We start from the raw sequence: 14,657 nt of genomic DNA, 5'->3' as shown, positions 1-14,657 counted from the left end.
GGGTTCCTAAAAGTCCCCAGAGCCTTTGCTTGCTACTTTTGGCAACCAAAAAACCGACTGAGCTTGTGCAAGATTGATGATCCCTGTGCAGAGTCAGGCTGGTAACCCTTAATTTTTAGGAGTTGCTCAAGAGGTGTTCTGCTACCCTTGTCACCCGATTTTGTACACCAGAGCATTAATTCACCAAAAATTAACAGAAAAACTTCCTTAACTAGAATATTAGATAATGCTATACTCATAAAATGAAAACTGCTTACGTAAATTTATCTAGGTTAACCAATCATCAATCAAAATTGATCTTGCATAATAACTGGAATATGAGATTATAGCATTTACCATGCTCGTGAGGTACAATTTTTTTTAGTTTGAGGGAATAGGGAACAGGGAATAGGGAATTGGTGTGTACTTCATGATCCTGAAAAAGGCTATATTTATAATTAATAGTTATAAAAAGAATATTACACACCTTTTGGGAATTTTTCCGTATTAAGAATTCCGGACTAACAACAGGTTTGTTTGTCAAGTGAGAAATTAGATTATTACTAAAATGAACAACGATGAGCGAAATTGGCCTGCTGATGACGGGTATACTAACCGCCAGACAAGTATATTCAGAGAATAGATTACCGAAGCAGCAACCATTGCAGATGGAAAGTAGCTCGGAGCATTTAAGCCATAACGTAAGTAAATTAATTAACATTCCCTCTCAAATCACACCACCGGAATTTATCCCAATAGATGCAATTTCTCAAACCTCCTCATCGGCGTCCCACTTACCTCAAGAAAAACTGCTCGCGTCAATCACAATTAGCCAAAGGAGTCACCAACCTAGGACAATCACTGCGGACAATAGGATCAAAGTAGCTGCGGTCTCATCGGGTTTCACAGGTCAATCTCTACCGACTTTGCGTTTTGGTACTTCAGGTACTGCTGTGAGAGTTTTACAGCGTTTGTTAATTTCTAAAGGCTACGCCATTAGAGTTGATGGGTCTTTTGGTCCATTGACTGAAACAGCTGTCAAAGCCTTTCAGAACCAGCGGAAAGTAGGGGTAGATGGAGTAGTCGGTCCACTAACTTGGCAACAGTTGACAATGTAGTTATTGATCAGCTACAAATATGATTAACTAGATATATCTCAGATACTCAAATGCCCGCGGACAAGATTGTTAGTTATCAGTGGTCGCAAGTCCGATGACCGGCAACCGAACTAATTATAACTTAAAATATGCTGAGTAATTTATGCTAACTCTACGTTTTGGTAATTCAGGTATTGTGGTGAGAGTTTTACAGCGGTTGTTAGTTTCTCAAGGCTATATGACCCGAGTGGATGGAAATTTTGGGGCGCTGACTGAGGTAGCTGTCAAGGCTTTTCAGAACCAGCGCCGACTCAAAGTAGATGGAATAGTCGGGTCAATTACTTGGGAACAGTTGACTAAATGAACTTCTACCGATGCTGATGCTGCGCTAATAACTCTTGTGCTTTGGGTTTGTAAATTAAATAGAATAAAGCTTCCAGATAACGCAACAAGTCCTCGCGGTTTTCCTTGGAGGTAAAGTTCCAAAAGCCATAAATCCTGGCTAGGGATAACAACTTGGTGGTATGAATTTTCCAGGTATATGTACTTAATACCCGGTTAATTGCTTCCCGGGAAATAGCATCCCAATATTGGGAGGTTTGATTGCACTTGGTGACAAAGGTGAGGATTTTGGCCGCTGTCTCTTCTAAATTTGTGGGGTTAATGTAAAAGCCATTGACTTGATCTTGAATAATTTCTAGGGGTCCACCAAATTGGGTCGCAAAAGTTGGTAGTCCTGAAACCATGGCTTCTAAGATGGTTAAACCAAAGGCTTCAAATAAAGCAGGTTGAATAAATATCCCTTGGCGATCGCCGATCACACGGTAAATCTCACCGGAATCAGATTTAGATAGGCGTACACCCAGCCAACGCACTTTACCATAGAGATTATACTGTTCAATGATCTGATAGAGTTTAATAATCTCCTCTTGTTCTTCGTTGTCGTCTGACTCTTCCACACGCAACTTACCCGCCACTAAGATTAAGTTACAATGCTCCTGTAATTCTGGAGACTGACCATAACATTCTGCTAAACCTGTGAGGTTTTTAATCCGGTCAAGACGGGCCATAGAAAACAGGGGGCGCTTTTGGGGATTATCTAGTTTACCAAAAATTTGGTGCGGGTCTTCCAGGGTAAACAGCATTTGAGCAATTCGCTGGCGATCGCTTTCCACTCGGTCTTGAGTGCGGGAGTAAGGGAAATAGTAACTCTCATTCACCCCTGGAGGTACAACATTAAACTTAGGACTAAATAATTCAATGCCGTTGACTACGTGGTATAACTCCGGCATGGTGAAGCATTTGTAAGACTCATACTGTCCTACACTATCAGGTGTACCAACAATTTCTTGGTAAGTACTGCTGATCACGAAATTGGCGGCGTTCATGGCAATCAAATCAGCGGTAAATTGTAGGGAGAAATGGTATTTATCCTCCAATTCTTCCCAGTAGAGGTTACTAAATAAGTATTTAGACTTTTCCAAAGCGTGGGCGATGTTGCACTGAGTCACATTCATGCGCCGTGCTAGCAGAAACGCCACCAAATTACCATCAGAGTAGTTACCCACAATTAAGTCAGGTCTACCTTGAAATTCTGCCAACAGTTCTTTTTCTGAGTCAATAGCAAAAGTTTCCAGATAAGGCCAGAATTCAAATCGAGAAATCCAGTTTTGGGTCATATTGGGATTAAAATCCCGCAGGGGTACGCGCAAAATCCAGGCGTTCTCTGTACCGTGAACTTTTTCTAGCCTTTGATTGCACAGTGTACCATCGCTATTAGGTATTAGGCGGGTGAGAATAATCACCTTTGGCTCGACGTTTAACCCTCCTAAACCTGCTAGATCCAGATCCTCTTGTAGTTGTTTTTCCAGATTCTTAGCTTGGTCAAGCACATAAACTACCTGTCCCCCAGTGTCTGGACGACCTAAAACACCTTCTTGACCAAACCAACCATGAGCCGATACGAGGACGATTCTAAAAATCATCGGGATGCGAGAGATGAAAGCTTCGATGGTCTGAGGGTCAGGAGAATCAATTAATTCATCTAAAATATCCAGGGTATCACGGACTCGCCCGGCTGTATTACCCCACCCCGGTTCAAAACCCATTATCTGTAATTCAAAGCGGAATTCTTCATAGGGTTGATCTTGGGGTCGCTCGCTGACGAGGGTGATGGCTTTTTTTACTTGGTCAGAAAGTTGCTGCTGAGTCTTAATCCGCTCATTAATTAACAGCTGCACACCGTTATACTGGTGGAGGCGCAAGAAATTCAATAAGCTGTCCAGCAATTGTTTTGAGTCTTGAAATAATTTGCTGGATAGGTAGCGGTTGAGGAATTGTACCCCCTTACCAATATTTTTCGGGTCGCGGATGACTGGGGTGTAATCGTAAAACGGGCCAAAATCTAATTCTAGTAGGTCACCCTCTAGTGGGTGATATTTATTCACAAAGCGATCGCGCAGGTCCAGCAGTTCCTGGACTGACATGGGCTCAACATTCAAATCTTCTGTGAGCCGATAAACTTCTTGACGAGCAATTTTAGGACGAATAATCAAACACAGGCTGGAATCTTCTTGAATTATTTCCTGAGTATAGTAGATGAGTTTCCCTAAGCGGGAAGCAGACGCGGTTGTTTCTGATTTCTCCGACTGAGAACAATAATTCTTAAATACATTGAGGATATCGTTACGTAGCAAGTATTTTTGTTCTTCCTGGCGTAACTGGCTCAAAAAGGCACGCAAATCGCTTTTTTCTTCACTATCTAAGATTGCTTGGATCAATTCAGACATGATAACCCCTCAGATCGAATTTGCATTTTACAAAAAAAATAAACACAGATGGGCGTTCTGTGTTTTTCCTGTTATAATCTGGCCAATTTCTTTGTGTTTTTTTTGACTCAGAATATATGCTGCTCAGTTTTTTTTACCTTAACTTAAGTTACATAATTTTGGGGGATATTAGCTGACTCACATAGGTAACTATTCCCCACTTTAGCTGTTGAGCAAACTTTTGCTAAATGAGGGCGAACGATGGGACTCGAACCCACGAATGGTGGTACCACAAACCACTGCCTTAACCACTTGGCTACGCTCGCCATTATTGTATATTAGTGATTATAGCACGATAATCAGAAAATGATCAAGACCTTTTTTTCCAGTGGCGGATTTTCTCAAATTCCAGTCGGATAACTATAGTGAGTTTAAGCCAGAAACCATGAAAGCACTGACAACTATCGCATATTCCGGAGCCATAGGACTAGTAGCCTTGGGGGTAGCAATGGCTATGACCAATCCTTCCCAGGCTGAATATGAAGATTATGCCACACAACGGCTAACAGAATATTTAAAAGGGGACGTTTGCCAGAAAACGGGCAATTTTTTAGAAAATTTAATCAAGTCTCAATGTGACAACCTCGTAGATCAAACCATTCCTCAAATGCGTGATATCCTGGCGCGGAGTACCCAAAAGCAGGATTTCCTCATTTTTAGTGTTTACCGGACTGATTTAAAAATCAGTTCCTGGATACCGTTGTATAAATTTGAAACTGTAGGAGCTTTCGATAACTTTTATACCTATAGTGCTAAGAAGCAATAAGCTGATATACTCCCAAACAGTTATTTGATGATTATGACATCTGCATATTTACTGGTATCACATGGTAGCCGTGACCCCCGCCCCCAAGTGGCTATGGAGCAATTAGCAGAGCTCGTATCTGCTCAATTGGGTCATGGTAAAGACTTGGTAGGTATAGCTGCTCTGGAATTACAACCCCAGCCTTTACACCAGCAGATTAAAGACTTTGCTAGTATTGCTTTTTTGGATGGGGTTGGTTCCTTAGAAATTGTACCACTGTTTCTGTTACCGGGTGTCCATGTAATGGCGGATATTCCGGAGCAGATTGCTTTGGCACAAGAGGCTCTGGGGAAAGATATAATTATTCGTCAACACCGCCATTTAGGTAGTCACCGGAATTTAGTGACCTTACTATCCCAGGAAGTGGCTACAATGGAAGCCCAAACTACAATTTTATTAGCTCATGGTAGCCGTCGTCCTGGTTCCCTGGAGCCTATAGAAACTATAGCAGGCCAGTTGGGTGCAGTTACTGCTTATTGGGCTGTAGCGCCTAGTTTAGAATCACGTATCCAGGATTTAGTGGCTACAGGACAAACAAAAGTGGCAATTTTACCCTACTTTTTATTTACAGGTGGTATAACTGATGCGATCGCTGTGTCCCTAGAAAGGCTAAAATTACAATTTCCTACTGTGACTTTCCAACTGGCTGCGCCTTTGGGAGCAAGTCCAGAATTAGCTGAGATAATTGGGGATTTAATAGATACATGAGCCGCACGGTGACGGGTAAGGTTTATTTATTAGGTGCGGGGCCAGGAGACCCAGGACTAATGACCCTCAAGGGTAAGGGTTTATTAGAATCTGCTGATGTGGTGATTTATGATGCTTTGGTTAGTCCAGAGATTTTGGGGATGATTAACCCCCAAGCGGAAAAAATTAACGCGGGTAAGCGCATGGGGAGACATTCGTTATTACAGTCAGAAACTACCCAGTTATTAATTACCAAAGCCCAAGAATACCCCCTAGTGGTGCGACTCAAGGGGGGTGACCCTTTTATCTTCGGTCGTGGGGGGGAAGAAATGGCGGATTTAGTGGCTGCTGGTGTACCTGTGGAGGTTGTGCCGGGTATTACATCTGGGGTGGCGGCTCCTGCCTATGCTGGTATACCTTTAACCCATAGGTTATATAGTTCTTCTGTGACTTTTGTAACTGGACATGAGGCTGTAAATCAGTATAAACCACAAGTAAACTGGCAGGCGATCGCCCAAGGTTCACAAACTATTGTGATTTACATGGGGGTTCAGAATCTGCCTTATATTGTGGAACAATTAAGCCAGGCTGGGCTAGATTTAGCAACACCTATTGCTTTAGTGCGTTGGGGTACACGACCAGAACAAGAGGAATTGATTGGAACCCTAGAAACTATTATTGCCCAAGTTACAGCCTCTGGATTTACCGCCCCGGCGATCGCTGTGATTGGTGCAGTTGTCAATATGCACAGTATTTTATCTGGCGGATCTTCTGTGTAATTCTACAGTAAAAGCCGAGTCCCCAAACCATGACTACCTTTTCCCCCCAAACTCTGACAATTGATGGATTTCTGAAACTTCCCTGTGTAGAGGAATCCCCAGCATGGGAATACATGGACGGGGTAGCTATGCAAAAACCAATGCCAAAAACTCGCCACTCTCTTTTACAAAAGCGCCTGTTAACTGAAATTGATAGTCATAGCCAAGCATATACGGCTTTACCTGAACTGCGCTGTACTTTCGCTGGGCGATCTATTGTTCCTGATATCGCTGTAATTGCTTGGGCGCGAATTGCAGTCAACGAAGTGGGAGAGCCTGAGGATAATTTTACAGCACCCCCTGATTGGTCTATTGAAATTCTTTCACCTGATCAGAAGGCGAATCGGGTGATTGATAATCTTTTACATTGTTTAAAACATGGTTGTCAGTTGGGGTGGATGGTTGATCCAGATGATTATTCTGTGCTGATTTTGACCCCAGACCAACAACCTCAGATTTGTAGAGGAGCTTCCCCTGTGCAAGTTTTAGCAGGAGTCGATTTAAACCTGACATCACAGCAAGTTTTTACCTGGTTGAAAATTAATCAGCGCTCATCCTGAAACCAGAAAATCCAGTCCCCTCCTCTTATCAGGGGAGGGTTAGGGAGGGGTCGGCTTTTTTACCTACCCTAAGAAGTTGTTTTATGTAAAAATATTTAGTTAATTTCTTAAGTTTTATGACCTTTAAGTACAACAATTTTAACTATAAAGTTTACCTAAAGTTTATCTAAATATGCTTATACTTATATAATCAGTCAAGTGCTGGTAACAGATATACTACTGAGTATTCAGAGGTAACCCCATGAAAATTGACCAACTACAAAGGAATGTGATTGTACGTGGTTCCATTTTTCCAGAACCAGTACAGGTATTGTTGGTGGAACCAATGGGGACAGCAGTTAAACTCACGGGTAAAGGACTCAAAAGTAATCAGGTTTATGAACCCATACTGAATGCTGAACAGTTGGAAGAGTTACAAGCTACACCGGAAAGAGAACCCTTTGATGGTAACTCCCAGTATTTTCGGTTCGGTGTGGAAGCTCTACGTTTGGGGTTAGCTTACGAATATGATCCTTATTTTGCCTTGGCGATCGCCCGGGTGGACCCCCTCCCCCATCAATTAGAGGCGGTTTATGAGTATTTTTTAAAACAGCCAAGGTTGCGGTTTTTACTGGCGGATGACCCCGGCGCGGGTAAAACTATTATGGCGGGGTTGCTGCTGAAAGAATTAAAAGCTAGGGGACTGGTGAAACGTACTCTAATTATTACACCCGCCAACCTGACATTTCAATGGCAACGAGAACTAAAAGACAAATTTCGCGAAGAATTTGAGGTGATCCGGGGTGATGTTCTGCGGGCTAATTATGGTTCTAATCCTTGGCAAGAAAAAAGTCAAGTGATCACTTCTGTATCTTGGGTTTCTCGCATTCAAGATGCGAAAGATAGTTTATTAAGAAGTAACTGGGATTTAATTATTGTGGATGAAGCACATAAAATGAGTGCTTACAGTTCCGATAATAAAACTTTAGCCTATAAACTGGGTGAACAACTCTCCCAAATTACCGACCACTATTTATTAATGACCGCTACCCCCCATAAGGGCGACCCGAAAAACTTTTGTTTATTCCTGGAATTATTAGATAGAGATGTGTATGGGGATGTGCAAAGTTTACAAGCTGCAATTAATCAAAATCATGCTCCTTTTTACCTGCGTCGGACTAAAGAATCTTTAAAAACATTTCCCGATGCAGAAACCGGTATTGTTAAAAAATTATTCACTAATCGCAAAGTTGATACTATTGAGTTTCAAATTGACGCGGAAGAATTAGAATTTTATCATGCACTGACAGACTATGTAGAAGACCAATCAATCAAAGCTGCAACGGATGATACAGCTAAAGGTAGAGCATTGGGTTTTACTATGGCGATGTTACAACGTCGCTTTGCTTCTAGTATTTACGCTGTGCGGCGCAGTTTAGAACGAATGCGCGATAAACGCCAAAGAATTTTAGAAGACCCAGAAGCTCATCGTCAAGAACAAATTAAAAAAAAGCTTCCCGATGACTTTAATGATTTAACAGACACAGAACAGGAAAAAATTATGGGGGATTTAGAAGGTGTGGTAGCTTCTATTGACCCCATTGCTTTGCAAAAGGAAATCCTACAATTAACTGCTTTAATTAATCAAGCATTGAGCTTAGAAAAACGGGAAGTAGAATCTAAATTAGTCAAACTCAAAGAAGTAATTACCCAGGAGGGAATTTTTCAAGACCCTAAGATGAAAATGCTCATTTTTACTGAGCATAAGGACACCTTAGATTATCTAGTGGGGAAATTACAAGCTTGGGGTTTATCGGTGACCCAAATTCATGGAACAATGAAAATAGGCGATCGAGATACACCCAACACTCGCATTTATTCCGAACGGAAATTTAAAGAAGAGTGTCAGGTACTGGTTGCGACGGAAGCAGCGGGGGAGGGAATTAATTTACAATTCTGCTGGTTCATGATTAATTATGATATCCCCTGGAATCCGGTAAGATTAGAGCAGCGGATGGGACGTATTCACCGCTACGGACAGGATAAAGATTGTTTAATTTTTAACTTTGTTGCTATTAATACCACTGAAGGTAAGGTATTATGGAAGCTGTTTGAGCGGATTCGCGCCATTGAAAGGGATTTAGACCCGGAAAGAACCGGTAAAGTATTTAACGTCCTAGGTGATATTTTCCCGGCCAATGAGTTAGAAAAGATGATGCGGGATATGTACGCTCATAACCTGACTGAGGGGGCAATTCTTGATCGGATTGTAGAACAAGTAGATACAGAACATTTCCGTAAAATTAGTGATTCTGCTCTGGAAGGACTAGCCAAACGAGAATTAAACTTATCACCAATTATCAGTAAATCTGCTGAAGCTAAGGAACGGCGATTAGTTCCCGAAGTCATCCATGATTTCTTTGTCGAAGCAGCACCCATAACGGGGATTCATCCTAAGGAAACAGGGAAGGGTAAGAAAATATATAAAATTGGGCGGGTTCCGCGCACCTTGTGGGGAACGGGAGATAAGTTAGAAAGTCGCTTTGGTAAATTGGGGCGAGAGTATAAAAAGATTACCTTTGATAAACATATCTTGACAAATGACCCCACATTAGAATGGGTCACCCCAGGACATCCCCTATTTGAGTGTGTGCGGGATGAAGTTGCTACCAAAGTACAGGAAGACCTGCGCCGGGGTGCGGTATTTTTTGATTTACATCGTCACACCCCAGGGAGGTTAGATGTATTTTCCGCTGCTATTAGTGATGGACGGGGTAATAAACTCCATGAACGTTTATATGTAGTCCAGACAGAGTTAGATGGAAAAATCACCATCCGTCAACCAACCATATTTTTAGATTTACTACCTAGTAGCAGTGGGGAAGGTGAGGAGAATGGTAACTGGGTTAATTCCATCCCAGATGACAGTAGTTTACCCAGTCGCGAACAGGTAGAACAAGCATTAGTTGAACAAGAATTAAATAGCTTTTTAACAGAAATTCGCACCCAAAGACAAAAGGAAGTCAAGACAATTTCCCAGCATATAAAAATTAGTCTGAATGTGATTATAGATAGAGTCCAGGTTCAATATGCAGAGTTGTTTGAACTTAAGGAATCTGGCTCTAAAGAACAGGGATTAGATGGGCGAATTAAACAATTAGAAGACCGACTATTTGAATTAAATGGTCGCTTAGAACAACGTCGGGAAGAATTGCAAAAAGAAGCCAGTTGTACCATTACTAGTATTAATCATCATGGGCGAGCTTGGGTGTTACCCCATCCCCAAAGAACATCCCCAGAAGTTGCGCCTATGGTTGCTGATGAGCAAATTGAAAAAATTGCCATTCAAGCAGTGATAGAATATGAACAAGCTAGAGGTTGGGAGGTTGTGAGTGTGGAAGCAGAAAACCGGGGTTTTGATTTAATCTCCCGTCAACCAGACTCTGGCGATCCTTTAAAAGCTAGTGAAGTGAGGTTTATTGAAGTTAAGGGACGGGGGAATATTGGGCCCGTGGCCTTGACGACAAATGAATATAAAACTGCGGAAAGATTACAGCATGATTATTGGTTATATGTGGTGTTTAATTGTGCGTCTTCTCCTAGGGTGGTGACTATTAAAAACCCTGTGCGCTTGGGTTGGGAACCTTTAATTAAAATTGAGCATTTTCATTTAAAAGCAGAGGAGATTTTAGGAGATATTATATAGGATATGGGCAAGATTAAAGCCAGAGATTTGGTGAAAATATCTTTGACCCCACCCTCACCCTCCCTTTGTCAAGGGAGGGGACTGGATTTGATTGTTTTATGCTATACCTAATTTATCCTGAATAAATCAATGAAATTACAAACTACTACCCAGAACATTAAAATACTTAAAGCCTACTATACCCCAGAAGAATATTTAGAACTAGAAGCAAAGGCTGATGATAAAAATGAATTTCGAGATGGGGAAATTATAGCGATGACTGGGGGGACTACTAATCATAACAAATTGGCGTTAAATCTCGCCACTAGGTTAAATTTGGCTTTAGATGATTTGAACTATGAGGTTTATATTGGTGATGTGAAGTTGTGGATCCCACAGTATAGACAGTTTACCTATCCTGATGTGATGGTTGTTGGGGGTGAACCTGTTTATTACAGCACAAATACGACAACGGTGACAAATCCTTTATTAATTGCTGAGGTTTTATCGAAATCTACCAAAGACTATGACCAGGGGGATAAGTTTCTCTATTATCGCTCAATTCCTGAGTTAAAAGAATATATTTTAATTGACCAGACTCAATATTATGTGATGCAGTATGTCAAGACTGGTGAACATCAATGGATCTTGACTGAGTATACAACAGAAAATGCTCAGTTAAATCTGTCAACAATTAAGTTACAATTGCCTGTGCAGCAATTATATAAAAAAGTTAATTTTACTGAAAATATAGATTTATAGTTGCTTGCTGTGTGTTCACATCCTGGGGATTCTCTAAATAATGCCATACCCTAAACGCCTGATTGAGGTTGACCTACCTATTAAACGCATTTCCGCCCACGCTAGAAGAGAGAAATCAATCCGCCATGGACATATTTCTACTTTACATATTTGGTGGGCGCGGCGACCTTTGGCGGCTTGTCGGGCGGTGCTGTGTGCGGCGTTATGGCCTGACCCCGTTGATGTAAACTGTCCCCAGTCTTTTCGCGATTTGGCTACTGATTATATCACAGATTTTGCTCAAAGAGTAGATAAAGGTGGAGATTTAGCTAAATATTGTTCTACGGATATTTGGCATAAATGGCAGGTTTTAGCTAAACCAGACAGTCGGTTAGATGCTAATAACCCTCAACATTGGAATATATTAAGATATAGGTTACTTGATTTTATTGCAGATTTTGCTAACTGGGATAATTCTACCCAGCCTGATTATTTAGAAACTAGTCGTAAATTAACCCAAGCAGCACACGAGGCTTTAGGGGGGATACCAGGAACTAAGCCCTTAGTGGTAGACCCTTTTGCTGGGGGTGGTTCCATACCTTTAGAAGCTCTGCGGGTGGGTGGGGATGCTTTTGCTTCTGACATTAACCCCGTGGCGGTGTTGTTAAATAAGGTGGTGTTGGAATATATCCCTAAGTATGGGCAAAAATTAGCGGATGAGGTGCGCCATTGGGGACAGTGGGTAAAGGAGGAAGCAGAAAAAGAGTTAAGTCAATTTTATCCCCAAGATGCTGATGGTAGTAAACCCATTGCTTATTTATGGGCTAGGACTATTGTTTGTGAGGGTCCAGGATGTGGGGCGGAAGTTCCGTTAATGCGGTCTTTATATCTGTGTAAAAAGACTAACCGGAATATTGGTTTAAGGATCATTCCCCAACCGGAACAAAAGCGGGTAGATTTTGAAATTATCCACAAGGATAAAAATAAATGGGTAGTCGCTGATAACCCAGAAATAGAGGTTACCAAACCTAGTTTTGATGGGACGGTGAAAAGGGGATCGGTTACTTGTCCCTGCTGTGGGTATACTACCCCTGTCGCGTCGGTGCGTAAACAGTTAAAAGCCCGTCGGGGAGGGGCGAATGATGCGCGGTTGTTTTGTGTGGTGACCACTAAGGAAGGTAAAAAGGGGCGATTTTATCGGTTACCCAATCAGCAGGATTTAGAGGCTGTGGAAAATGCCGGTATTGAGTTACAAAAGCGGGTGAATGAGCATTCTGGGGATTTGAGTTTAATTCCTGATGAGCCTACTCCTGATCATAGAGGACATCGTGCAGTTTCTTCAGTTTGTCTTTATGGTATGCAAACTTGGGGAAGTTTATTTACATCTCGTCAGGCTTTAGCTTTAACTACACTGGTGAAGTTGGTTAAGGATGTGGGGGATAAGTTAGGAGATAGGGAAGATAAAGGTTTGGCTGAGGCTGTGCAAACTTGTTTAGCTTTTGCTGTTGATAGACAAGCCAATACACTAACATCTTTATCACGTTGGAGTACAACACGAGAAAACATAGAAGGACTTTTTGCAAGACAAGCAATACCAATGGTTTGGGATATTGCAGAAGCTAACTCATTTTCAGGTGCTACAGGTGGTTTAGATGGTGCTTTGCAATGGGTTGTAGATGTATGTAAATCTAATCTTTTTTTATCTGGTTCTGGACAAACTCAACAAGCCAACGCAGCAAGTCACCCCCTACCAGATGATTTTGCTCAATGCTTATTTTCCGACCCTCCTTATTATGATGCCGTACCCTATGCCGACTTATCCGACTTCTTCTATGTCTGGCTAAAACGCACTTTACCTTTATCTCTTGCTAGAAACTTTAGAAACGAACTCACACCAAAAAAAGAGCAAGCTATTGTTTGGCATCCCAATTCTACAGAAGAAAAAGTAGAATTTGAACAAAAAATGAACTTAGCTATGGCGGAGGGAAAACGATTTTTAGCACCCGAAGGTATAGCTGTAATTGTCTTTGCTCATAAATCAACCGCTGGTTGGGAAGCCCAATTACAAGCAATGGTAGATGCAGGTTGGACTATGACAGGTTCCTGGCCTATAGATACAGAAAGGGAAAGTAGAATGAATGCAATGGGGACAGCCGCCCTTGCTTCCTCAGTCCATATAGTCTGTCGTCCCCGCACCTGTACAGAAATTGGCGACTGGCGGGATGTATTAGGAGAACTCCCCCAACGCATACATGACTGGATGGCGAGATTAGCAGCAGAAGGGGTAGTAGGTGCTGATGCTATCTTTGCGTGTCTAGGTCCAGCTTTAGAAATCTTCTCTCGCTACTCCGGGGTAGAAAAGGCTTCTGGTGAAATTGTCACCCTGAAGGAATATTTAGAATATGTGTGGGCTGCGGTATCAAGGGAAGCTCTAAGTATGATTTTCTCTAACACCGATACTACCAGCTTTGAAGAAGATGCGCGCCTGACCGCCATGTGGTTGTGGACTCTTTCCGCAGGTAAAGTTGATACCACGGAACCAGAGGAGGAGGAAGAGGAAGAAACCAGCAGCAAAACCAGTAAAACCAGCGGTTATACCCTAGAGTATGACGCAGCGCGGAAAATAGCCCAAGGACTGGGGGTAAAGTTAGAACAATTAACCCGGTTAGTAGAGGTGAAAGGTAGCAGCGCCCGACTGTTACCAGTATCTGAACGTAGACAATATTTATTTGCTTCTGCGGATTCCCCAACCCCAACCACGGGTAAAGCTAAGGGGAAAAAGCAACAAGCCCAACAACTGAACTTTTTACCCCAGATGGGGATGACAGAGGAAGATGGCGGGGATGAGGTGGAGCAAATATTACCCCAGTTAGGGAATACTACTTTAGATCAAGTTCACCAAACTATGATTTTATTTGCATCGGGACGCAGCCAAGCATTGAAGCGTTTTTTAGTTGATGAAGGTGTCGGGAGTGATTCCCGTTTTTGGGGACTTGCTCAGGCATTATCGGCATTATACCCCGTTAGTTCGGAGGAAAAACGCTGGGTAGATGGGGTATTAGCTAGAAAGAAGGGGTTAGGGTTTTAGATCGCCCCTATTCCTTCGACTCCGCTCAGGAAACAGATTCCGGTGGTTGAGCGTAGTCGAAACCACAATGAGCGTAGTCGAAACCACAATGAGCGTAGTCGAAACCACAATGAGGGTAGTCGAAACTGCGATCGCGCCTATTCCTTCGACTCCGCTCAGGGAACAGATTCCGGTGGTTGAGCGTATTTGATGACAATATGTTTGACCCCACCCTAACCCTCCCCTCAAGATGGGAGGGAACTGGATTAGATTGTTCCCTTCGACTCCGCTCAGGGAACAGATTCCGGTGGTTGAGCGTAGTCGAAACCACAATGAGCGTAGTCGAAACCACAATGAGCGTAGTCGAAACCACAATGAGGGTAGTCGAAACTGCGATCGCGCCTATTCCTT

10 protein-coding genes, 1 tRNA gene and 1 pseudogene are annotated in these 14,657 nt (G+C 42.4%); 9 read left to right on the top strand and 3 right to left on the bottom strand.

From position 1 onward, the window contains the following. The first annotated feature begins 557 nt into the window (after positions 1-557). Together PN457_RS07800 and PN457_RS07795 are read left to right on the top strand one after the other, a co-directional pair. Positions 558-1,097: a peptidoglycan-binding domain-containing protein gene (locus PN457_RS07800; protein ID WP_271732450.1), complete on the top strand. Its 540-nt coding sequence runs from the start codon at positions 558-560 to the stop codon at positions 1,095-1,097. Positions 1,098-1,245: 148 nt separating this feature from the next. Further along, positions 1,246-1,440: pseudogene (locus PN457_RS07795) on the top strand (peptidoglycan-binding domain-containing protein); the annotation flags it as partial. A gap of 4 nt (positions 1,441-1,444) precedes the next feature. Here the strand turns inward: PN457_RS07795 and PN457_RS07790 are convergent. Both PN457_RS07790 and PN457_RS07785 read right to left on the bottom strand, forming a co-directional pair. Next, positions 1,445-3,865, bottom strand: coding sequence for a sucrose synthase (locus PN457_RS07790; RefSeq protein ID WP_271732448.1), 2,421 nt, complete (start codon positions 3,863-3,865; stop codon positions 1,445-1,447). 232 nt (positions 3,866-4,097) lie between these two features. Beyond that, positions 4,098-4,170: transfer RNA gene (locus tag PN457_RS07785), tRNA-His, on the bottom strand. A gap of 119 nt (positions 4,171-4,289) precedes the next feature. On the opposite strand from PN457_RS07785, the gene PN457_RS07780 reads away from it, so the two are divergent. From PN457_RS07780 to PN457_RS07750, 7 genes are all read left to right on the top strand, one after another. Further along, a complete protein-coding gene (locus tag PN457_RS07780) occupies positions 4,290-4,670 on the top strand; it encodes a DUF4359 domain-containing protein (RefSeq protein WP_271732447.1) in 381 nt (126 codons plus the stop codon). A 33-nt stretch (positions 4,671-4,703) separates the two neighbouring features. After that, complete coding sequence (locus PN457_RS07775; protein ID WP_271732446.1) at positions 4,704-5,417, top strand: sirohydrochlorin chelatase; 714 nt, start codon at positions 4,704-4,706, stop codon at positions 5,415-5,417. Further along, entirely contained in the window at positions 5,414-6,175 is a 762-nt protein-coding gene (gene cobA, locus PN457_RS07770) for a uroporphyrinogen-III C-methyltransferase (protein ID WP_271732445.1), read from the top strand. The genes PN457_RS07775 and cobA overlap by 4 nt, the downstream gene beginning before the upstream one ends. 29 nt (positions 6,176-6,204) lie before the next feature. Further along, positions 6,205-6,774: a Uma2 family endonuclease gene (locus tag PN457_RS07765; protein ID WP_271732443.1), complete on the top strand. Its 570-nt coding sequence runs from the start codon at positions 6,205-6,207 to the stop codon at positions 6,772-6,774. Positions 6,775-7,015: 241 nt separating this feature from the next. Beyond that, positions 7,016-10,459 carry a helicase-related protein gene (locus tag PN457_RS07760; protein WP_271732441.1) on the top strand — a complete coding sequence of 1,148 codons (3,444 nt, stop codon included), beginning with the start codon at positions 7,016-7,018 and terminating at the stop codon, positions 10,457-10,459. A 129-nt stretch (positions 10,460-10,588) separates the two neighbouring features. Then, entirely contained in the window at positions 10,589-11,200 is a 612-nt protein-coding gene (locus tag PN457_RS07755) for a Uma2 family endonuclease (RefSeq protein ID WP_271732440.1), read from the top strand. Between the two features lie 40 nt (positions 11,201-11,240). Then, positions 11,241-14,267 (top strand): DUF1156 domain-containing protein, encoded by a 3,027-nt coding sequence (locus PN457_RS07750; protein WP_271732438.1) that lies wholly within the window; start codon positions 11,241-11,243, stop codon positions 14,265-14,267. A 25-nt stretch (positions 14,268-14,292) separates the two neighbouring features. Here PN457_RS07750 and PN457_RS07745 read toward each other — a convergent pair whose 3' ends face one another. After that, entirely contained in the window at positions 14,293-14,463 is a 171-nt protein-coding gene (locus PN457_RS07745) for a hypothetical protein (protein WP_271732437.1), read from the bottom strand. Between the last annotated feature and the right edge of the window lie 194 nt (positions 14,464-14,657).

This window comes from Anabaenopsis arnoldii, assembly GCF_028331025.1.
Classification (GTDB): domain Bacteria; phylum Cyanobacteriota; class Cyanobacteriia; order Cyanobacteriales; family Nostocaceae; genus Anabaenopsis; species Anabaenopsis arnoldii.
The sequence above is the reverse complement of the archived record's forward strand: the minus strand, read 5'-3'. Positions and strand labels throughout refer to the sequence as shown.